Source organism: bacterium (assembly GCA_019695335.1).
Taxonomy (GTDB): domain Bacteria; phylum CLD3; class CLD3; order SB21; family SB21; genus JABWBZ01.
Map to the genome: position 1 here is coordinate 58,887 of JAIBAF010000010.1, position 22,108 is coordinate 80,994.

General features: G+C 43.2%; 17 protein-coding genes and 1 riboswitch. Of the genes, 11 read left to right on the forward strand and 6 right to left on the reverse strand.

Features of this window, described 5'->3' with window-relative positions; translation table 11 throughout:
• Positions 1-13: 13 nt before the first annotated feature.
• The 4 genes from K1X84_04180 to K1X84_04195 form a co-directional block, all read right to left on the reverse strand.
• Positions 14-943, reverse strand: a complete 930-nt coding sequence (locus tag K1X84_04180) for a cobalamin-binding protein (GenBank protein ID MBX7150811.1) — start codon at positions 941-943, stop codon at positions 14-16.
• Positions 940-1,986 (reverse strand): hypothetical protein, encoded by a 1,047-nt coding sequence (locus K1X84_04185; protein ID MBX7150812.1) that lies wholly within the window; start codon positions 1,984-1,986, stop codon positions 940-942. The genes K1X84_04180 and K1X84_04185 overlap by 4 nt, the downstream gene beginning before the upstream one ends.
• 105 nt (positions 1,987-2,091) lie before the next feature.
• Positions 2,092-4,038: a TonB-dependent receptor plug domain-containing protein gene (locus tag K1X84_04190; GenBank protein ID MBX7150813.1), complete on the reverse strand. Its 1,947-nt coding sequence runs from the start codon at positions 4,036-4,038 to the stop codon at positions 2,092-2,094.
• Positions 4,039-4,139: 101 nt separating this feature from the next.
• Positions 4,140-4,320, reverse strand: a riboswitch (cobalamin riboswitch).
• Positions 4,321-4,394: 74 nt separating this feature from the next.
• Complete coding sequence (locus K1X84_04195; GenBank protein MBX7150814.1) at positions 4,395-6,434, reverse strand: hypothetical protein; 2,040 nt, start codon at positions 6,432-6,434, stop codon at positions 4,395-4,397.
• Positions 6,435-6,847: 413 nt separating this feature from the next.
• Between K1X84_04195 and K1X84_04200 the strand changes: the two genes are divergently transcribed.
• The 4 genes from K1X84_04200 to K1X84_04215 are packed head-to-tail and all read left to right on the forward strand — an operon-like array spanning position 6,848 to position 11,956.
• Entirely contained in the window at positions 6,848-8,647 is a 1,800-nt protein-coding gene (locus K1X84_04200) for a cation:proton antiporter (protein ID MBX7150815.1), read from the forward strand.
• 1 nt (position 8,648) lies between these two features.
• Positions 8,649-9,827: an NAD-binding protein gene (locus K1X84_04205; GenBank protein ID MBX7150816.1), complete on the forward strand. Its 1,179-nt coding sequence runs from the start codon at positions 8,649-8,651 to the stop codon at positions 9,825-9,827.
• A gap of 15 nt (positions 9,828-9,842) precedes the next feature.
• Positions 9,843-10,346 (forward strand): cyclic nucleotide-binding domain-containing protein, encoded by a 504-nt coding sequence (locus tag K1X84_04210; GenBank protein MBX7150817.1) that lies wholly within the window; start codon positions 9,843-9,845, stop codon positions 10,344-10,346.
• 17 nt (positions 10,347-10,363) lie between these two features.
• Positions 10,364-11,956 carry a sodium:proton antiporter gene (locus K1X84_04215; GenBank protein ID MBX7150818.1) on the forward strand — a complete coding sequence of 531 codons (1,593 nt, stop codon included), beginning with the start codon at positions 10,364-10,366 and terminating at the stop codon, positions 11,954-11,956.
• A gap of 2 nt (positions 11,957-11,958) precedes the next feature.
• Here the strand turns inward: K1X84_04215 and ppk1 are convergent, their stop codons facing one another.
• A complete protein-coding gene (gene ppk1, locus K1X84_04220; protein ID MBX7150819.1) occupies positions 11,959-14,130 on the reverse strand; it encodes a polyphosphate kinase 1 in 2,172 nt (723 codons plus the stop codon).
• A 190-nt stretch (positions 14,131-14,320) separates the two neighbouring features.
• On the opposite strand from ppk1, the gene K1X84_04225 reads away from it, so the two are divergent.
• From K1X84_04225 to K1X84_04255, 7 genes are all read left to right on the forward strand, one after another.
• Entirely contained in the window at positions 14,321-14,887 is a 567-nt protein-coding gene (locus K1X84_04225; GenBank protein MBX7150820.1) for a hypothetical protein, read from the forward strand.
• Positions 14,887-16,164, forward strand: coding sequence for a diaminopimelate decarboxylase (gene lysA / locus K1X84_04230; GenBank protein MBX7150821.1), 1,278 nt, complete (start codon positions 14,887-14,889; stop codon positions 16,162-16,164). Before K1X84_04225 ends, lysA begins: the two co-directional genes overlap by 1 nt.
• A 47-nt stretch (positions 16,165-16,211) precedes the next feature.
• Positions 16,212-16,502 carry a DUF3467 domain-containing protein gene (locus K1X84_04235; GenBank protein MBX7150822.1) on the forward strand — a complete coding sequence of 97 codons (291 nt, stop codon included), beginning with the start codon at positions 16,212-16,214 and terminating at the stop codon, positions 16,500-16,502.
• Positions 16,503-16,541: 39 nt separating this feature from the next.
• Positions 16,542-16,916, forward strand: a complete 375-nt coding sequence (locus tag K1X84_04240; GenBank protein ID MBX7150823.1) for a four helix bundle protein — start codon at positions 16,542-16,544, stop codon at positions 16,914-16,916.
• A gap of 31 nt (positions 16,917-16,947) precedes the next feature.
• On the forward strand, positions 16,948-17,805 hold the full coding sequence (locus K1X84_04245; GenBank protein MBX7150824.1) for an amidohydrolase family protein: 858 nt from the start codon (positions 16,948-16,950) through the stop codon (positions 17,803-17,805).
• A gap of 62 nt (positions 17,806-17,867) precedes the next feature.
• Positions 17,868-18,536: a M48 family metallopeptidase gene (locus K1X84_04250; protein MBX7150825.1), complete on the forward strand. Its 669-nt coding sequence runs from the start codon at positions 17,868-17,870 to the stop codon at positions 18,534-18,536.
• A 2-nt stretch (positions 18,537-18,538) separates the two neighbouring features.
• A complete protein-coding gene (locus tag K1X84_04255) occupies positions 18,539-18,859 on the forward strand; it encodes a nuclear transport factor 2 family protein (protein MBX7150826.1) in 321 nt (106 codons plus the stop codon).
• An 80-nt stretch (positions 18,860-18,939) separates the two neighbouring features.
• On the opposite strand, the gene K1X84_04260 is transcribed toward K1X84_04255, so the two are convergent.
• Positions 18,940-21,966 (reverse strand): BamA/TamA family outer membrane protein, encoded by a 3,027-nt coding sequence (locus K1X84_04260; GenBank protein MBX7150827.1) that lies wholly within the window; start codon positions 21,964-21,966, stop codon positions 18,940-18,942.
• Between the last annotated feature and the right edge of the window lie 142 nt (positions 21,967-22,108).

Sequence of the window (22,108 nt, forward strand, 5' to 3'; positions counted from 1 at the left end):
TCCTCCAAGAGTTTTAATGTATATGAATGACTTCTTTTTCAAGATATCGATAATGATGCCTGCTTTGAGGCTGCAAAATATAAGACAAGATTTCTACACTGTCAACAATTCTCGGGCCGGACCGATTGAAGAAATAATGACCGTCCGCAACATACACTCGACCCGTTTTCACTGCTTTGAGCGAAAGCCACCAGTCGTTTCCTGTCAATGCCTGCAATTCTCGTAACGAATTTTCGACGGTAAACCCGCACGGAGCGATCACCAGAACGTCCGGATCGGCATCGATCAGAAAATTCATATCGATGAATTCAGAATGATGTCCTGCTTTTCCGCCTACCGGTATACCTCCTGCCATATCAATCATTTCAGGAATCCAGTTTCCACCAATCATCAACGGATCGATCCATTCGACAAATGCAACCGTCGGCTTCGTCGTTTTTCCAGCGAATTGCCGAACTGTGTTCAGTCGAACGTCAATATCCTCGAGAATCTTTTCCGCACGACTTTCTACGCTTAATGCAATACCGAGCTTCTTAATTTCTTCAAAAATATCTCCCAGCGTCATCGGATTCAGTGTGAAAATCCTAATGTCCGATCGCTTCAACTCCTGCACGGCTTGCACAACATCGTTGAACGAAACGGCACATACCTCGCATTGCTTTTGGGTAATGATCATGTTCGGCTCGAGCTGTTTTAATTGCTCAGTGCAAATACGATATACGCTGCCGGATCGGCGAACGGTCTCACGCACTTGCCGGTCAATATCGCCGCTGGATGCATCTGAATCGATTTTGGATTCCGTAACCACAGGTAATTTTTTCACGTCTACCGGAAAATCACAGCCATGTGAAACGGCAACCAAATTATCTCGCAACCCCAATGCGCAAACCATCTCCGTCGCGCAAGACAAAAGTGAGGCTATTTTTAAATTGGATGATATCAATTTTCTTCATTCCTGAAAATAATCGCCGTAGGAAATTCTCCAACATCTTTTTCATTGATCTTTTCAAAAGCCGAATTAAATATCAAAAATTTTCCAAGCAGTGCCGGCGTCGTTGCGTACACGTTACGATCGTCATCGTCTTCATTGACTGCGACCTGATAATAATTTCCGTCAATCGTATCGGTCAGTGACAGCGTAGAAGGATCGAAAACCTGGATTAAACCGGTATAGCCGCTGATAAAAAATCCGTGATCGTCATTCAATGCGATCCGGGACGGGTACAGTGTATCCGTTGCGGCTCCGCGCGTAATTGTGACGAGCGAATCAAGCAATTGGTTGTTCGATCCATTGATTACAAAAATTCCGCCTGGGACTTTTAGATCACCATATTCATTGCCGTTGCATGCTACATATATTTTATTCCCTGATCGCGCGAATCTCATCGGCCCGTATCCGACACGAATATTTTGCAGCACTTGGTTGGTTGTTGTGTTAATCACGGAAACCGTGTTGTCGTATCCAAAACCGGAATTGGCCACATACGCACGATCATTGATGACGACAATTGCTTCCGGAAACGATCCGACTATGATAGAATCTGTAATAGTCAAATTGGTAAAATCCAAAATTTTCACATTACCATCCCAACTTGAAATGTAGGCCCTGTTGCCGGAAACTTCTTTGATGAAGCGAGGCTGGGCCGTCGGTATATCTTTGATTTTGATAAATGAATTTAAACTTACAATGCGGATGAGATTTGAATTATTGGCAATTATAATGGCCAGCGTATCTTTGATCAGCATATCCTGCAACACATCGCCGCCGGTAACGCCATTGGCATTAAGAAATAAATTATTGGTTACGGCTTGTCCGGCAATATCGTAATACGAAACGTCGCCTGTATTATTATTAAAATTGCCTTCGTTGACAATAAAAATTCCAAGCGTTGTAATATTGTTCGGGCCATGATTGCCGGTATTTTCGGAACAAGATACAAACAATACGGATACAACTATCCCTATAAGCACCTTTAACGATTTCATGCTTTCTCCTGTGTGTTATTATTATAAATTAACGTTCGATGCTGCCCCGTTTGATGGCACCCGGGCACGCACCGAAGGGTGCTGCTTATTTATTTTTCGATTCAATCAATAAGTTACCGCGACTGAAAAAAGAAATTCACGCGAAACCGTTGGAAATAAACTCACCGGCTCAAAATACGCATCGAAAACATTTTTCACATCCATCCGCAACGTCGTTTTAATTCGTTTTATCCTGAACGAATATCCTACGCCTGCATCGGTAATCCAATAAGGCTTCAGAACCAACGTGTTTTGTAAATTGGCAAAACGTTCACTCACATAACGAGTCGTCGCCGTCGTCGTCCATTGCCTGAATGACAAGGAATGACTCATTTTAAAACTGTATAACGGTTGATACCGCGCTCTGTAGTCTTGATCCGGTTCGCTCTGATCGATTGCACGGTTTTTGGTGTAATTGAACTCGCTTTTCCAGAAGTTTTGAAAAGCATAAGCGGCTATAATTTCATAACCTTGAGATAACGTCTTGGCCTGATTAATTGGCGTAACCGGATTGGACACGAGCCACACGATCTGATCGCGCGTACGGATTCTGAAAACATTAAAATCCAACTGCAATGATCCTATGTCGCTTTCGGCTCCGTACGTAATACCGGCATCGATGGAGACCGACCGTTCCGGCTTGATCGAAGCATTCCCGATCGCGCCGTCACCCCGCCAAAAACGTTCATTAAAAGTCGGCGCGCGAAAATTCTTTCCCGCCGAAGCTCGAATTGCATAATATCTTTTCCCATCACGTTTCAGGCCATTCACGCCGATTTTCGGGCTCCAGGCTGTACCGTAGAGAGAATAATGATCCACGCGGATCGATGGAAATATTAAAATTTGATCCAGCCATTTCATCCCGGGATTCCAACGTACCTCATCACCTGCGAATGCGCCCTGATGATTGACATCCGGCGTTTCAAATCCCGACGTATTGGTTACTGAGCCCGATCGTTCTTCTGAAAAACCTTTAGCCCCCGAAAACGTTCCTACCAAACCGCCGGTAAATTTGTGAGCGGCATTGAATTGAAATTCCTGGATCAATTCGCCACTCCATGTGTAAGTTTTTGTATAGCTATTCAACACAGGTTCAACATTGGAATAATTGAGCCGCGTGAAAAAATAAGAAGCCGATCCGCGAATCAACCACTGGTCAGTGGCCTGGTAGGAGGCTTGCGGATTGATTGAAATCTGACGGTCCCCCTGCGTCTCACCGGATAATGCCGAAGTATTATTAAAAATGGTCGAAGGAAATTCAATATCGCGCCACAGCCAGTGATGGTTTAGGACAATATCCCATTTGGGTGTCAGCCGGCGTACGCTCATCCACCACGCATGACTGTTCGTCGATGAATTGACCCGGTATACTTTTTTATCGCTGATAGGATCGTTAACTTTGTAACTGCTGTCAGGTTGATATTCGCGGCGATAGATCAACGAAGTATTCCAACCGGCAAGTGGAAACCGTAAACTCATTCGCCAAGTACGTTGATCAAAGGTAGAAATTGCGGCTTCGGATTGAGCTGAAAAATTCTGCGCAGTCTTTGAACCTTTGGTGATGATATTGATCACTCCACCGACGGCATCAGCGCCATACAAAGCCGACGCGCCGCCACGATACACTTCGATACGCTCGACGTCTTCAAGATTGATCAGGCTCAAATCCGCAAGACCATACGCGGGATTGTTGAGTTTAACACCGTCGCGCAAGACCAGCACCTGTTCACCCGTCGAACCGCGCATGGATAAGAGTTTGACGCTGCTGATTCCGCCATAGTCTTTGAATTCGATCCCCGCAACCGATTTCAGCGCGTCCTGCAACATTTGAACGTGCGCCTGCTCCAGTGTTTCGCGGGTGATCACCTGCATGGAATTTGGCGCTTCAAGCGCATATATTTTCGAACGTGTTGCCGTGATCACCGTTTCGTCAAACCGGTATGTCTTTAATGAATCCTGCGCCGCCAACGGCCACACGCTCAACAACCATGGTATATAAAAAAAATATCGCATAGGCAAAAAAAATCCTCACTCCGAATGGAATGAGGATTAATCAACGATCTAGATTTAAGAAAATCTTAAACGATTTTTGTTAACACTCGCCTTCCCTCGAAGGATTGTAAAACCATTCAGGCAGGTCTCCTGACTTGTGAGTAACCTAACATACCTTCCCGCAGCGTATTACAACGCTGCAGTGGATTTTAATCTCACTTACAGTTGCGGGGCAGTTCACGATTTCAACGTGATTCCCTTTTCATCCCGATTGCTCGGGACACCTGAATGAAAATTTGTCGAAGAACATTTTTCAGAACGCCCATCAAGATAATGGCGGAAATCCCGGAAGTCAAGAAATTTCTTTTTGAAAGACGCTAAAAATTAAATTCATAAGCAAATTTGAAGTACTGTCCTGCCTGATTCAGCCGACCGTTGTCGCCTTGCAAATTTAACACAAAATAAATGTTGCTACCGGCGAAAAATTCATACTGAATCAACGTATTCCAGAGCTGAACACGGTCTATATGTTCGGCAAAGAACGGGTTACCGGCGTCACTTTGGTAAAATGACCTGAGATAAAGTTTATCCATAATCCTGTAATCCAATTTGATCCTGTAAATCGTTTGATTAACGTCATCGCTGTGTTGACGCCTTAAAGCAAAACTCATCGCCAAACGTCCAAAGGAAAGCGCCAAATCGGCATAAGGATTGCTCAGGAATGTTCCGTAATATTTTCCAAAATTATATCCGAATGTCAATGAATGATTACCATATAAAAATTTGACATTATGGTCCTGGAGAAAATTTTTACGTTTTATGATCGTAGAGTCATTGATCTGGTCGTCCGGACGATTATATTCGAAATTATGATTGGCGCTCAACCAATCATTAGCCTTATAATAGATGTTGGAGCTTATATATTCTTGATGTTTAAAATCGTCAGACAAACGCTGTGCTTTGTAATATTGTAGGCTGACATTCACATTGGAAAATTTTTGGCGATTCTTGACAAAATTATATCCTCCGCTCACCTGAATTTCGTCATAATCCGATCCATAATTATTAAACAACGTCATCGCATCGAACTTTTTATCGTAACGGCTGTAAATGATATCGGAATAAGGCCCACCTCCACCATTGAACTGATAAAATAAATGGCTGCGATACGCCGTCCCGTCGGTATTGGTTATCAATTGCGGTTGATACACCCATCGTGAGAAAAGATCGATGCGGCTATCCAAGCTGAATATTTTTTCCGTGTGATCATTGGCCGGATCATTGGCAACCAGCACGGTTGAACCTATAATAAATTTTTGAAAATTAAATATCGGTCGCGCGGCAAAAAACCTGCGCTTATCACGATTCAGTTCTCCCGGCGCCGCTTCTTCTTCTACATACGCTACACCGGCTTTGAGCTGATTGCTTCTAAAGGTGTAATTAAGTCCGTAGTTGATATCCTGAATGGCACGGGTATAAAAAATATTGATCGGCGTTCGGTAGATATCCAGGTCTTTACTGAAAAACGGTCGTTTTTCCTGCAAAAAAATCGGTTTACGATACAATGAAAAATCAAACGGATCAGCTTCCAGTGTCGACTCATCGGTATTGTACGTACCTTTGAGTTTATGCTTATCCAAACTAACACTCACTTCCCCGCCGAACGAACCATGAAACGTTGAATCGGAAAATTTATTACCGACAACATAAGGCGTGGCATTGAAGTTCAGATTAATCCGCTCATCAAACGGCGTAATGTCCCACTGATACGTTCCTTTGATTGTCAGAAGTTCGCTGTTGGGGTTGATGGAATAAAAATAGCTCGATCCGTCCGGTTTATAAGCAAATAACTGAACATCGATTCCAATGCGTTCTTTGTTTTTATTCTGAATTTTATCGACGGGAATACGAACTTCCGTTTCGATATATCCAGGTTCGCCGTTTTCCGCTTCTTTATAAATCACCGATTTGTTTTGCCAAACCCAATCCCATTCTTGAGACAATTGCCGTTGATTATAAATGATCATGTCGCGTTGATTATTGAGAAAACTGATTGCAAAAAAATATCCGTTTTGGTTTTTATTTTCGAGATCCAGCAGAATAAAAAATTCATTTTCCTCATCCGTACTGCGGTCGCGGATCAACGATTGCCGGATAACCCGGCCGGTTGGCCAGAATTTAACGCCGACATATATGGCATCATGCGATTGTTTAAGATATACGATAGATTTATCATAATATTTTTCATCAGTCTTGGGAACAATGGTATAGAAACTATCGAAAACTTTGGCTCCGGCCCATTCATCATCGTTGATCTTACCATCGATCTTTGGAAATTTTTGATCTTCATCGTCATCGGCCCAACCGCTTCCCGTAAAAAAAAGACACACTCCCAGTAATAAAGCGAAACGTTGCATACCGTTTTCCTTTCCATGGTTTATAAGTCAGATCAGTCAAAGGAAGATTCGAACAAAACGTGAGTTTGAATAAACGCAGGAACGTAAAACTACGAGTAAAGGTTTCACCACAGAGTGGGCATTTTTGCCAATATTTTTTCGGATATGCTTTAATAACCGATGTCGATAGGAGCCGAGTCCCTTAACAGTATGACGCGATGAGTATAATTTATCCTTGAAACCAAAACAAAATATTTATACTTTTGCTGGACCTTTCCCATCGATACATACCTTTAAATATTTGTACAGTCAATTCAATGAGCATTCAAAGCATAGAAAATATTTGGATAGGATTCAAACGAAGCGGCGATAATGACGGCTTTAATCAGATCGGCGTACACTGCGTAAAACGTTTGATACTTTTCTTGCCTACAATGATTGGAATGTTAGTATTATTTCCGGATTTCGCTTTTGCGGGCGAGGTAGAAGGAGAAGGCGACGGTTCGCATCATTTGATTTCCAGCATCGGTATCAGCATTCTCGCGGCCACAATTATGGCTTTTATCGGACACTTTGCCAAACAACCGCTTTTATTGGCATATATTGGTGCGGGAGTTGCCATCGGACCTGAAATGGGTTTTGGCCTCGTACACAGCAAGGAAGACATTGCCGTCATCGCCGAGATTGGGCTAATCCTTTTGCTGTTCATGATCGGGCTCGAGATCGACATGAAAAAACTCAGAGAATCTGGCAAAACACTGATCATGTCCGGGGTTTTTCAATTTATTCTTTGTGTTTTACTTGGCGTTGGTTTTTTTGCCATGCTGGGCTATACGATAAGCGGCGGAAACTACGATTTGTTATACTTGGCCGTTTGCTGCGCGTTAAGCAGTACAGCCATCGTGGTCAAATTGCTTTATTCCAAATTCGAATTGGATACTCTCGCAGGTAGGATCACTCTTGGCGTGTTGGTCTTCCAGGACATTTGGGCCATTATCGTACTGGGCATTCAGCCCAATCTTGCGCATCCCGATATTCTGCAAATTTTATGGTCATTCTGTAAAGGTGGTATCTTGGTCGGTATGAGTTTACTGATCAGCAAATATATTCTGCCGCATTTATTCAAATCAATTGCCAAATTACCTGAACTTGTGTTAGTGGCATCGCTAGGTTGGTGCTTTTTTATTTGCGGAGTGGCTGATTATTTCGGGCTTTCAGTAGAAATGGGTGCGCTAATCGCCGGCGTCGCCATTTCAACTTTTCCTTATAACTTGGATGTCATAGCCAAAGTCATCAGTATCCGTGATTTTTTTGTAACGTTATTTTTTGTAGCATTGGGCATGCAAATTCCCAATCCGATTAACGACCTTAGCATTCTCGCCATTGCAGGCGTTGCGGCGTTGTTTGTAATCATTTCTCGGTTTTTATCGGTTTATCCGATTCTTTATTTTCTCAAAAACGGCAATCGCGTGAGTATACTGGCATCGATTAACCTAGCGAATATGAGCGAGTTTTCGCTCGTCATCGCCTCGCTCGGATTAACGGCAGGCCATATCGGCGGCAATATTTTGTCCGTCATCATTTTTGTTTTTGTGCTGACGTCCATTGTAACAACTTATCTGATCAAATACAGTCACCCGCTGCAGGCTGCCATCGGGAAATTCCTGCCGAAAATTGGTTTCAGAGACATCGCGTCATCGGTAGAGCAAAATGCGGTTGAAGATCATAAAGAAATTGCCCTGCTTGGATTTTTCCGGGTAGCAAGTTCGCTGGTGCGCGAATTGCAGGACATGAAAGCCGAAGACGGTGAATTGCTCGATAAAATCGTAGTCGTTGATTTCAATCCCAACGTTCATACAAAGCTGCAGGCCATCGGCGTTAAGGCTATCTACGGCGACATCAGCCACATGGATACATTGCATCATGCGGGCATTCACGACGCTAAAGTTGTTATCTCGACGATACCGGATACTATTCTGGTCGGAACGGATAATTTAAAAATGATTAAACAGATTCAAAGCATTTGTCCTCACGCCAAAATTATCGTTACGGCGGAAAGCCCGGCACGAGCTCTGAAAATGTACGCCGAAGGCGCCGATTATGTTTTCCTTCCTCGTGTATTGGCGGCAGAACATTTGACAAATGTCATTAAAGAATTACTCAATTCTCATTCAGCTGATTTCAAACAAGAACATCTGGATCAACTCAAACTTCGGGAAGAGATCATCAGTTAACATGCCTAAACCGATCAAACGACAACGCAGTTTCCGGCGATTACGCCGCGCGTTGACCTTATTTCTTAATAACTCCATTGTTCGTATACAAATCGGAATCCTAGCCGTTGTCACCATCGGTGGATTATTGGTCGTTTTCTTTGAGAATAATTCTCCGATGGGATTCTACAAGCATGTCTTTGACGGATTTTGGTGGGCTTTTGTGACTATTACGACCGTGGGTTATGGCGACGCATATCCTGTAAGCATCGGCGGACGTTTGACAGCCATCGCCGTGATGATGACCGGGATCGGAGTTATTTCTACATTGACAGCAACCATTTCTTCAGCATTTATCGAAAGCAGAATTCGAAAGGGACAAGGCTTGGAAAAAGTAAAACTCAAAAAACACATTGTCATCTGCGGATGGAATTTTAATGTGGAAGAAATCATCCGCACATTGGAAACAGAACTCGATTTTCCATCGATTGTTTTAGTTAATTCATGCGATCCTTCCCCGATCGGTGAAATTGTTACGCGCCACAAAGACTCGGAAATCAGTTTTGTTGCGGGCGATTTTTCAAAAGACGATATTCTCGACAAAGCCAATGTACGTCAAGCAGAATGTGTCATTATTGTCGCCGATTCCAACGAGCTGACCGCCAACAAAGCGGATGAGAAAACTATTATCACAGCGCTAACTGTCAAAAACATGAACTCGAAGGTCCGGCTGTACGCACACATTATCAATCCTGACAATGCATCGCACCTCCGCCGGGCCAAAGCCGACGATGTGGTTGTCAGTGATAAATACAGCGGATTCCTGCTCGCCATGCATGTGACCAATCCCGGTGTTCCGCGTGTCGTCGATGAATTACTCTCGTTGAGTTACGGCAATGAAATTATCCGCCTGCCGATTCCGGATGATCTAGTTGGCAAAACATTCTGGCAATTAACCGAATTCTTTAAAGATAAACACGACGCCATTCTTTTTGGCCTTGCTCATGAGTCCCAAAAAATGGGCTTGACGGATCTCCTGTCTGACGACGATTCATACTTAGATCGTTTTATCCGGCAAAAACTTCAAGAATCGGGTAAAAAATTTGCCGAAGAAGAACGCATGGCTATCACTATCAATCCTCCGAAAGACCGCGTCATACAAAAAGACGATGTCGCCCTTGTGATCATGGATAAATTTTAAAAACGGACAGTATCTATGCTTGAAATCGAGTTTCTCAAAAAATTTCCTCTATTCGCCGGATTAACCGACGCCAAATTGGAAAAATTGAAATCGATCATGAACGAAGTGGATTATGCCGCCAAAAGCACCATCATTAAAGACGGCGATCGCGGTGAGGAAATGTTTTTACTTTTGTCGGGCGATGTGGAAATTTCAAAACAAATGATGCTCAAATTTGATGAAGACACGGCAGGAAAAGACAAATCGTTGATTCGCCTTAGTTCTAAATTTTATGCCTGCTTCGGCGAAATGGCTTTGTTTGAAGAAAACAGCGAGCGTTCGGCGACAGTTACGACCGTAGCTGAATGCCGGCTCGCGATTATCCGGCGCGCGGATTTTGCCAAATTAGTCGATTCCGATTATGAAATCGGCTACATTATTTTCAGAAATTTGGCCCGAATTATCAGCGACCGTTTGAAAAAAGCCAACAAAGACATCCTTAAGCTCACAACAGCATTCGTGCTTGCAGTTGAACGTTAATTATTTATACTTATGAGATGCAAACACACGACGCACTTGTTTCATATTTATTACTACTTTTTATCGCGATTGTCGTCTCACTGGCGGTACGTCGTATTAAATTGCCGTACAGTATCGGACTCGTCGTTGCAGGATTCGTTTTAGGCTATTCGCAAATCGTCCCCTCTTTCACGATTGACCCTTCCCTGATTATCTACATTTTTCTCCCGGCTTTGTTGTTCGATTCGTCATTTAACGCAAACATGACGAACTTGAAACAGCATTGGAAATTAATTTTTGCATTCGCCATTCCGGGTACGATCGTATCGATTTTAATTGTTGGCGCTATCGCACATTTTTTAATCGATGTACCGTGGATGTCTTCATTTTTATTTGCAGCGCTCATCGTTCCGACCGACACTATTTCAATCCTCTCCGTTTTCAAGGAATTAAAAGTACCGTCAAAACTCGCCACGTTAGTTGAAGGCGAGAGCTTGTTCAATGACGGCGTCGCTATTATCATGTTCAAACTTATCCTGGCGTTGATTCTGGCAGAGCAATATGATTTGATCGGTATCGATTATGTGTCGTTTTCATTCAGTCTGGCAGCGTCATATACCGGTGGGTTTATTCTCGGAGCCGCGAGCGGTTATGCGGCAGGCTATCTGATGAAACGCGTAAAAGATCCTCTGCTCGAAATCATGATAACCGTGATTGTTATTTACGGGGTTTTTTTATTAGCCGAAAAAATCAATGTATCCTCGATTGTGACAGTAGTTGTTACATCGTTGATGATCGGCGACTTGAGCCGTCGTATGACGATTTCAGCCACTACCCAAATTGCGCTCTCGTCTTTTTGGAGTTTCAGCGCATTCGCGCTCAATTCGATTTTATTTTTATTCATAGGATTGCAATTAAATTTTGCAATGCTGTGGTCCAATCTTTTGCCGATTTTAATCGCGTTGATAGCCGTCAATGTCGGCCGCATTATCTTTATTTATCCTTATTCGAATTTAGTCAATTGGCTGAATCTGAAAAAAATTATCATACACGAAGACAATGTTCCTCTCAAATGGCAGCACGTCCTTGCATTGGGCAATTTAAAGGGTTCGTTGTCGATGGCTCTCGTCGTCAGTTTGCCCGACACGTTGGTGTACAAAGATTTTCTGACGGTATTGACATTTGGTGTAGTATTTTTCTCCTTGATAGTACAAGGCACAACGTTGCGTCCCATTTTACGGCTATTCAGACTCCAGACATTGTCACAGGACCAGATCGAATTTGACAAGCGTCAGGGTATGATCATTTCTGCCAAAGCTGTTTTAGCATCCTTGAAAAACGATTACGAAAGAGGACTGATTCACTCCACAGTCTACGATAGTTTGCGGGAACAATATGAATTTGTCGTCGAAAATTCCGAACAAAGCATTGCCCGTCTTCAGGTTAAAAACCCTACACTGGCCGATGCTCATTTGCAGGCAACCTATTATCAAATGCTCATGCTTCAACGCAGTGTCATTCTCAATGCGCAAACTCAACACATTCTCTCTGAAGATGCAGCGAACGAATTATTGACCAATTTTGATCAGCAAATGGCTACGATAGGTTGGATCAAAAAAGACGAGTCCTGAAACTATGTCAGCGCTTCTTTCACGGCCATATCATATAATAAAACCTGTGAACGAATCTTTTTCTTTTCGTTTTTAACGCGAGCCGTTGTGCCGTCTTGCTGAAACCGCCGGGCTTTCAGGTTATCCGTCCATTGCGCCTGCAAAATACTCCACAACATCTGTTGATATTTCGGTTCTTTGATCGGAAACATCACTTCGATTCTTTGATCGAGATTTCGAGGCATCCAGTCTGAACTTGCGAGGAAATATTCCGGCTGATCAATATTTTGAAAATAAAAAATCCGCGCATGTTCAAGAAAGCGATCAATGATGCTGACCGCCTCGATATTCTCGCTCACACCTTTGACGCCCGGACGTAAACAGCAGATTCCGCGAATAATTAATTTAATCGTCACGCCGGACTGGCTGGCACGATACAATTCAAGAATAATTTGTTTATCCACCAGCGCATTCATTTTAGCAATGATCTGAGCCGGCTTGCCTTCTTTGGCATTGCTGACTTCGCGGCGGATTTTACTGATAAAGGTTTCGCGTAATTCCGTCGGTGCCATTTTAATGCGATGAAATTTCGACGGTACGGAATACCCGGTCAAAACATTAAATAAATTGGTCAAATCATCGCCGAACCTCGGATGACAAGTAAAAAGCCCGAGGTCGCCGTAAATTTGCGACGTCCGGTCGTTGTAATTTCCGGTACCAAGATGGCAATATCGCCGGATTTTATTTTTTTCCTGGCGGACAATCAGGCAAACTTTGCAGTGCGTTTTCAATCCGGCCATACCATAGATAACGTGTGCCCCGGCATCTTCCAGCTTTTGTGCCCATTGAATATTTGCTTCCTCATCGAAACGTGCTTTCAACTCTACCAGTACTGCTACCTGTTTTCCCCGCTCAGCCGCCAGTTGCAACGCCATTGCGATCGGTGAATTAGCCGCGATACGATACAAGGTCATCTTGATGGCCAACACTTGCGGGTCTTCCGCCGCTTCTCTTAAAAATCTTGTAACATAATCGAAACTCTGGTAGGGATGATGAATTAAAATATCTCCGTTACGGATCACGCTGAACATATCCGTTCCGGTTTCAAACTCTTTCACGCGTTGCGGCGGAAATGGAGTATCCTTTAAATTCCCGATATCCAAATCATTGTATAATTGCATCAAGTCTGAAAACGCCACAAATCCTCGCGTAGCATACAAATCCTCGGCCTCCAGATCGAGTTCCTGAATCAGTATCTTCAGAATCGACTCACTGAATCCTTGATCGTATTGCAAACGGATGGCCGCACCTTTACGACGATTGCGCAACGATTCGGCAATCGCTTTAATCAAATCTTCCGACGGATCTTCATCGTATTGCAAATCTGAATCCCTCGTCACACGAATGGTGTAACAATTGACAACATCGTAGCCTTTGAAAAGTTCGCCGAGATATAAGCGGATCAAATCCTCGAGCAGAATAAAATGATACGTTCCCTCCGGCGATGGAAGCCGTACGAATCGCGGAATCACGGCGAAACTGACAGGAATGATCGCAAGGTTGGTTTTAGGCAATTTGCTCGGCGCGGACGGCTTCACTTCGGCAACCAATGAAATCGTCCGATTAGCCAGGTGCGGAAATGGATGACTGGGATCGATAGCCAGCGGCGTCAGAATGGATTCAACCGATTGTTTATAATACTCGTGCGCAAAAATCAATTGCTCATCCGTCAATTGATCGGGCTTGAGAATAAATACACCTTCTTTGTTTAATTGCGGCAGCAATGTGTCAAAAAAATAATCATGCTGAACGGCTGTCAATTCATGAATTTTCTTCGACATGGTTTCCATGACTTCACGCGGCAACATTCCTTCAGGCCCCTTGGTCACCACACTGGCGTCGATCTGGCGTCGTACACCGGCTACCCGCACCATAAAGAATTCATCAAGATTGCTGCTGAAAATGGAAAGGAACTTTAAACGTTCGAGCAGCGGCACATTCGGATCCTGTGCTTCTTCGAGAACACGCCGGTTAAATTCAAGCCAGCTGAGTTCGCGGTTGATAAAATGTTCAGGTCTGTCGAAAACTTTTGGAGTGAGTACACTCGGTTCTTTCGTTTCGAGTTCCTTCTCAACCGCAGTTTCGGATGGAGTCATAAAGGTATTTGGGGTTTTGGTGGAAACGATTGGATTCATAATCGCTTTCTTTTGCCGGAAAGTTAGATCGCTTCCGGCGATGGGTTCAAAGATAGCAAACAGTTTCCACGCGGCAATAAATTACATATTAATTGCCTGTAGCGCAAGTACCGAAAAAACCTTGTTTTTCTGCTACGTTCCGTCTATTTTTTTGCATTCAAAAAATGAACCTGCCGATTACGGAGGCATTATGTTTAAACTATTGAAATGGTTATTCATACTCGCTTTTCTCGCCGCATGCGTGGTCGTTGTTCTTTCCTTGGTTATGCCTAAAGATTATTTACACGAAACGTCCGTCGACATTGCCGCACCCTCATCCAAAGTCTACACTTACGCGCGCAATTTAAACGTGTGGCATGTGGTGGGCATGATCGATCAATTAGCTAATAATGAAGGATTGGCTGAAATTGGAAAACAACTGGGATCGCAAGTGCCGAACATTCCCGGTGTCAATGTCGACAGTCTCGTCACCGGCGCCAAAGATGCCGAAATTTTAAACATGAAATTAAAACTGATCTCAGCCGAACCGTCAAAAATCGTATATAAAGTGATTGGCGGTCCGGTCGATGGTATTCAACCGGAGATCCTGATCGAATCAACCGCCGCGAAACAAACTCGCGTCACGATTCGTGAAAAATTCCAATACGATGGCTTCTTTGCCGGCGCGAAAGCTTTGGCGGCGCGTTATGGATCGGGAAAAATCAACGAAAACAGTTTATCCAATCTGAAAAAAATTTGTGAGGCGCCGGAAAAATAATGGCCCTCGAATATTTTGATATACAATCTCCCCGATTAAAAATCGGCAGTATGGACTACGCCGAGTTGATCAGACAATTCAGTTCCCCTCTCTACGTTTACGACGCCGGAATTCTAAAAACAAAATACCGGAAATTGCGCAGTGCCATGCCCGCGCACATTGATATTTTCTACGCTGTCAAAAGTAATCCCAATCTCAGCGTTATCCGAACGTTTGCCGAATCTGGCGCAGGATGCGATGTAGCATCGTACGGAGAGTTACTGGCTATGCAACGGCTCCATATTGCTCCACAAAAAATTATTTTTACCGGTCCAGGCAAAACCGAACGCGAAATCGAATTCGCCATGAACATAGGTGTTATGGCGTTTAACTGTGAATCGGACAACGAAATTGTTCGCATTGAATCGATCGCACAACGATTAAACAAAAAAATTAAAATCGGAATTCGTGTTAATACCGATTTTGCCATTAAAGAAACTATCAACATTATTGGCGGCACGGAAGCCAAAAAATTTGGCATCGATGAAAATAAAGTTGTTGATGTCATTCGCCGCCATCGCAAAAATCCGTACGTCGAATTTATTGGATTTCATATTTTCAATGCGTCACAGGTTTTGGATTATCGTGAACTTTCACGCAATACGGAAAATATCCTGCGCATGGCCAAACACGTTGTCAACGAAACCGGAATTAATTTGCAATACATCGACATTGGCGGCGGTCTTGGCATTCCTTACGCGCTAAACGAATCGGAATTGGATGTCAATGCTTTGGGAAAAGCATTGTCGGATTTACATTCGCAATATTGTCAAACACCTGAATTAGTTTCAGCACGATGGATCCTCGAACCCGGACGCTACCTTTCAGGCGAATCCGGCGTTTTACTGGCAACCGTGACCGACGTAAAAGAATCCCGCGGCCAACATTTTATTATTACCGATGCTGGCATTCATCATTTCTTGCGACCAGCACTCATCCATCAAAATCATCCGGTTTTTATCGCCAATAAATTAGATCAAAAGGCGGAATATTCGTATCGCGTTGAGGGGCCTTTATGTACGACTCTTGATTGCATGGCTAGCGATGTGATGCTGCCAAAAGCTGAAATCGGCGATACGATTGCTTTTTTCAATGCCGGAGCTTACGGATATTCCGAATCGATGCCTTTTTTTCTTAGTCACGCCATTCCGGCCGAAGTAATGGTGCAAGACGGACATACCAAACTCATTCGGCGACGTATTGAACCCGATGAATATTTGAATTATTGTATTGAATAAAATTATCATTTATTTCCATAAACAATTAAATATAAGGATACGGATTCATGGCTGATGAAAAAAAAATCCAGGAAATTCAAATTAACTTTCCTCCCGACAAACAAAGCGGCGTCTACGCCAACAATATGGTTGTGGCCCATTCCAAAGAAGAATTCATTCTCGATTTCATGCTCGTCACTCCTCCGAACGGCGTCGTCAATGCCCGTGTCATCATGAGTCCCGGCCATGTTAAACGCGTGATTGCTGCACTTGTGCAAAATATGAAGCATTATGAAGAAACGTTTGGTAAGATCGAAGAAGCCAGTGAACCCAAAAATCCTTTTGGTTTTCAGGCTTAGTTGGAAAATGGACGATGGTTAATGGGGAATGGATGACGTATGAACCGTGATGAATTAAAATTACGAACAAAAAAATTTGCTCATCGTTGCATTGCGCTAGCTTTAGCCTTGCCCAATTCTTATCTTGGCAATCATTTGAAAGGACAGTTGATTCGCGCATCGACTTCGGTCGCAGCAAATTACAGAGCTGCATCCCTGGCACAGACCAAAGCCGCATTTATTGCTAAATTAAGCATCGTTGTTGAAGAAATTGACGAGTCTTTATTTTGGATTGAACTGATCATTGACGAAAATTTACTTAAGAAAGATCTATGTGACTCTTTGCGAAAAGAAGCGAGCGAATTAACAGCTATTTTTGTTTCAACGAGGAAAACCGCATCAATAAATAAAAACAAATCATCCATTAACCATTAAAAATTATCCCTCATCCATTAATAATGAAATCATGAACCGTATCAAAATTATCGATATTCATATTCACATCCAGCCTTGGTGGCAATTAAAGCCTGCCATTCTGGAACGTATGGCCAAAGGCAAAGAAAATTTTGACGCACTTATGGCTTTGATGAAAGATCCGGCGCGCTTGATTGAATTGATGGATCGCTCGGACATTGATAAGGTCGGATTGATTAATTATGTCAGTCCCGATCTGATGGGATTTGACGACAGCTCCAACGACTTTTCAGCCGAATACCAGAAATATGCCCCTGACCGTTTTATTGCTTTTGGTTCCGTTCATCCGCGTTTTACCAAGGATGCCGACGCCGATATTCACCGTCTCATTCACGATCTCGGCATTCGCGCTATCAAAGTGCATCCGCCTCATCAATTGTATTATCCGAACGATTATTTGAACGGCATGAAAGCGCTTGAAATTATTTACAAACGATGCGAAGAGTGGAGCGTTCCGGTCATGTTTCACACCGGCACTTCATTTTTCTCAGGCGCTCGGATCAAATACGGCGATCCTATTTATCTTGACGACGTTGCGGTGGATTTTCCCAATTTAAAAATTATCATGGCCCATGGTGGACGTCCTTTGTGGATGGAAACAGCATTTTATCTTTTACGCCGCCATAAAAACATTTGGATGGACATTTCGTCGATTCCTCCTAAAAAACTGATCTCTGATTATTTTCCTCGATTGGAGGAAATCGCCGAAAAAGTGCTCTTCGGAACAGATTGGCCAGGACCACTAGTAGAGAATATTAGACAAAATGCTGATGAATTTTTATCGCTTACCTTGAGGGATGAAACGAAATTAAAGATTGTCAGCGAAAATGCATTACAATTATTTTCATAATACCGTTTTTTTACATGAACTCGTTATTTCGAATTAGTTTATTACTACTTTGTGTATTCCCTTTGAATCATTTGGAAAACAGCCCAAACCGTATTATCTATACTCGTCATACATTTCTTCCTGAGATAATAACGGAAGATCAAAACAACCGTCAGAAAATATCAGAAACGGATTTCAGGAAATATTCGCTCTATCTTGATGATCTCGCCCGCAATATTGAACGGATCTCGCCGAAACGTATCCAGTTTACTGTAACGCTGATAGAATCTGAATTCGCTAATGCCTATGCCAACCAGGGAAATAATATTTTAATAACTACAGCGCTTTTAAAGATGTTGAATAGTGAAAGTGAACTCGTCGCTGTTTTGGCTCACGAGATGGGGCACGTAGAACTAGAACATACGTCCAAAACTGTTAACAAATCTAATGAAGAAGCTGCAGACGATTACGCATTTACTTTACTTATGCATACACCGTACGATCCACGCGCCGCGTCCCGAGTGCTCAGAAATCTCAAAAAGATTTACGACATCCCTCTTTTTTCAGCTCCTTATTTCGACAGTCATCCTCCGATCGCATTACGCATAGACAGATTTTCTTCCAAAGCAGCCTTATGGTGGAAAAATAATCCCGATAGTATGCGTTACATAGGAAAAAGGAATTTTTTTGAATGTAAAAATTTTTTTATAGAACAATATTCTGACGAATGGGAATATTACAAAATCAGATGATGATGAATTTATTTACGTCTACTCAATCATTGGAAATTCGTAAAGCCAATCGTGATTTTTATGATGCGATTGAGAGCCTCAAAATTGAAAGAATGGAAGATATCTGGTTGAATGCAAATGAAATTCAATGCATCCATCCGGGATGGGTTGAACGGCTGGTTGGGTGGCAAGCGGTCATGCAAAGCTGGTATGCAATATTTCAAAACACACAGTACATCGAATTTAACATTACTGATTTTAATGTCACGGTTGACGGTCAAATCGCAAGTCGTCACGTGCACGGAAAAAATGATGAGTTCAGTTTCCGGAGAAATTTTACATAACGAACTGTTCGCTACCAATATATTTCAAAAATCCGACGAGCGATGGTGGCTGATGCTTCATCACAGTTCATAGCTGTCGTTTAAAAATCCGCCCCGAACCAGAATTGGAAGAAAATTCCTCGCGACCAGCGCCGATAATCCGTATTTCTTGAATCATCGCTGAGTCCTCCAAATCCTTCATTTCCCGCCAGACGCGTATCGATAAAACGTTTACGATTACCCGGCAACTTAATCCCGGCGAATTCATATCCCCGCGCATCAAACATTTTCCCAAAATCAAATCGCAATACCAGGAAACCGAGTAAATTAACACGAAAACCTGTTCCGACGCTCCCGATCAATCCGTCAAATTTTTGTTTACGCAAGATTTCATTGCCGACGGTTTCCTGTGAACCCCACGCGCTTCCAACGTCCAGGAATGCAGCGCCTCGGATCGAACGGAATCCAAGCCCGCCGAAAGGTAATCTTAAATTGACGGCATCGACGAACGGGAAACGCAATTCATTATTCACGACAAAAAATCTGGTTCCCGGCATATTCCAACGCGGATAACCTCGTAAATCATAACTGCCTCCGAGTAAGAAATTTTGCGGATTTCGCCCGTCGTTCCATTCCACCAATGCGCGAACGGCATAGGCCGAACGTGTGGTTAATCGGAAATACTTCCGATAATCAAAAATCGCAGTGTAATAATTTTGCTGTGACTGATACACGTCGGTCGTATATCCAAGAGTGAACGCTGCCCTCGTCCCGTCCAAAGGGCCTGTGGGTCCCCACAATGAATTATCAAATGTATAACCTGTGAAATTGCTGACCAAAACGCCGTCAACACCCAGCAAAGCAAATCGCGGCTCACGTTTGAAACGACTGAAATTCAAATTAGTCTCAATACGTTCAAATTTCGATAGCGGATAAGTCACCTGTAAAAATCCGCCATAGCGGTTTTCATTAACAATGTCCACTTCACCGTCATCGGCAATTTCATAAAAATCGCCGCGAAACCTGAAAATGCCATAGGCAAAATTGGTCCGTTGCCCAAGATCGACTTTAGTTAAAACAAAATTCCAGTCAGTGAGAATTTCTTTCGACGTAGTGGCCGTATTGTAAAGCACAAGATAATATTGGTCATTGCCGAGCATATCCGTAATACCGATCTGTGCTCCACCTCCGCTGCCAAATACCGGATCGGCCTGAAATGCGCCTTGAACAAAATCTAATCCGTATTTCTTAATATAGGGACGTGTGTTCGCCTGGGTCACGGGAACTTTCGGTGTGCTCCACGGATATTTCAAGCCTTGAAATAGTGTACGTTCATCTTTATCGGCCAAAGCAGATTTCTGATCGGCCGCCGGCATTTGCCTAATTTTAAAACTGAATTGTTCAAAAGCCGAAAAGAGCAAATCGCCTGAATTTGTCCAGACAGGATCGAACACGGCTGTCGTCAGATGCGTTAATTTCCTTGGTGCATATTTTCTTGCCAATAATGTCTCATCTTTCCCTTCGCGTAATTCAGAAATTAAAGTCCGATCACCGTCTTTGAAGGGTAAAACCCAAATATCGGTCGATGTTCCGACGCGATTGGAAGAAAAAGCCAGCCACCGTCCGTCCGGAGACCACGCCGGCGACTCATCATGATAGTCGCCTGTTGTCAGACAATACATCGACTGCATTTCCAGATCATATAAGTAGAGATTGTACGAACCGTTAACGCCGAAATTATTTCGGTCGGAACTAAATACGATAAATTTCCCATCCGGACTCCACGCAGGATCTTTGTCGTCATAAAAATCGTTGGTCAATTTACGGATTGTTCCATCGTCATCGTCGTCGCTGACTTTGATGGTATACAAATCGTCGTCACCGGAGACGGCTAATCCGGAAAATGCGATCGACTGCCCGTCGGGGGACCAACTCGGCGAAGCGATCCCGACAAGGTCTTTATACATATATTTGTGCGTTATTTCTTTTTTCGCTACATCGTAAATATACAAAACGTCTTTCTCACCGCTTTTGCTTACAAAAGCCAGTTCGCCATGATGGTTCACATCAATCCGGCTTTTGAAGAAATGGAAGGTTTCATAATCGTTGGAGCGCTCGCCGGCGATCACTACTTCCGAATGACTGCTACCCAATTCTTGGCGGTAAATGTTAGTATACCCATCGCGGTTGGCAACATAAAATATTTCTTCTTTTCCGTCATGAGCGTAATAGGCCGGTTTTGAATTGAAACCTTCTTTGGTAATCACGGATGAAATGGCGCTCGGAACGTCATTATCTTCCAAAGCCGGAAAATATTTTTTCTTGACCCAATAAATCCATTCTTCGCTCAAGGATGCATATTTTTTACCGAGTGACATCTCGATTACTTTTTCAAATGTATCGGATTTCCAGATGTTTTCCATAATAAGCAGAATCTTCTCACGGCCGTAACGCTCCTCCACAAAATGGAGAAAATTTTCACCCAGCTTGTACATATAATAGGTACCTTGTACCTTATAAAATTCTTCTACGGGTAAAATCGTACTATTGAACGCCGCATCACGAATCACCATTTCCGCCTGATGATCCGGCTCACCTGACCAGAGCTCCGCCAAGCCTTCAGTAAACCACAACGGCGGGCCGGGGTTATTTAACTTACGATGATTCGAGATAATCCTGTTAACCTTCGAATCCATAAATACGTGCACCAGTTCGTGACGTAATACACGGCGAAAATGCGAAGACGAACCGTCGCTCGGCAGCACTACGCGGCCTTTGAAAAATTCAAAAAATCCTCCCACACCTTCCGGAATTTCAAACGGCGTGACATTGGTTTGCTGGAAGTAAATATGCGAACTGAATATGATCATGGGCACTTTATGAACGAGCGAATGATTGAACCGGTTTTGAAGTTCTAGATATTGTTCTTCCGCCATACCGGCCGCACGTTCAGCCAATTCCAGCATCTCAGGATAATAATAAATTTCAAAATGTTCCGTTTCGAGAATCTTCCAGCTGAAGTCTGTATAATTGACTTTATTGGTGCCGAAATAATTGTAATAATACTGTGCCGGCAAAGTTGAGGGCGCCAGCAGAAACAGTATCACTATCCATTGCTTCAGACGCATAAATGAACCTTGTTTAAAATAGTTTGAGAAATATAAGTGCTGGCTCGCGCCGTACGAGTGCCATACCAGCAAAAATAAGTACCATCAACCAGAAATATCTGTTGTTGTTGAACGGCTGTCACCGGTAAATGGGCAAAATCGT

What these genes read in the sequence shown, in the direction of transcription:
- K1X84_04185 (MBX7150812.1), bottom strand. Translation starts at nt 1,986, where the DNA reads ATGAAATCGTTAAAGGTGCTTATAGGGATAGTTGTATCCGTATTGTTT.
- K1X84_04190 (MBX7150813.1), bottom strand. Translation starts at nt 4,038, where the DNA reads ATGCGATATTTTTTTTATATACCATGGTTGTTGAGCGTGTGGCCGTTG.
- K1X84_04195 (MBX7150814.1), bottom strand. Translation starts at nt 6,434, where the DNA reads ATGCAACGTTTCGCTTTATTACTGGGAGTGTGTCTTTTTTTTACGGGA.
- K1X84_04200 (MBX7150815.1), top strand. Translation starts at nt 6,848, where the DNA reads ATGATTGGAATGTTAGTATTATTTCCGGATTTCGCTTTTGCGGGCGAG.
- K1X84_04205 (MBX7150816.1), top strand. Translation starts at nt 8,649, where the DNA reads ATGCCTAAACCGATCAAACGACAACGCAGTTTCCGGCGATTACGCCGC.
- K1X84_04210 (MBX7150817.1), top strand. Translation starts at nt 9,843, where the DNA reads ATGCTTGAAATCGAGTTTCTCAAAAAATTTCCTCTATTCGCCGGATTA.
- K1X84_04215 (MBX7150818.1), top strand. Translation starts at nt 10,364, where the DNA reads ATGCAAACACACGACGCACTTGTTTCATATTTATTACTACTTTTTATC.
- ppk1 (MBX7150819.1), bottom strand. Translation starts at nt 14,130, where the DNA reads ATGAATCCAATCGTTTCCACCAAAACCCCAAATACCTTTATGACTCCA.
- K1X84_04225 (MBX7150820.1), top strand. Translation starts at nt 14,321, where the DNA reads ATGTTTAAACTATTGAAATGGTTATTCATACTCGCTTTTCTCGCCGCA.
- lysA (MBX7150821.1), top strand. Translation starts at nt 14,887, where the DNA reads ATGGCCCTCGAATATTTTGATATACAATCTCCCCGATTAAAAATCGGC.
- K1X84_04235 (MBX7150822.1), top strand. Translation starts at nt 16,212, where the DNA reads ATGGCTGATGAAAAAAAAATCCAGGAAATTCAAATTAACTTTCCTCCC.
- K1X84_04240 (MBX7150823.1), top strand. Translation starts at nt 16,542, where the DNA reads ATGAACCGTGATGAATTAAAATTACGAACAAAAAAATTTGCTCATCGT.
- K1X84_04245 (MBX7150824.1), top strand. Translation starts at nt 16,948, where the DNA reads ATGAACCGTATCAAAATTATCGATATTCATATTCACATCCAGCCTTGG.
- K1X84_04255 (MBX7150826.1), top strand. Translation starts at nt 18,539, where the DNA reads ATGAATTTATTTACGTCTACTCAATCATTGGAAATTCGTAAAGCCAAT.
- K1X84_04260 (MBX7150827.1), bottom strand. Translation starts at nt 21,966, where the DNA reads ATGCGTCTGAAGCAATGGATAGTGATACTGTTTCTGCTGGCGCCCTCA.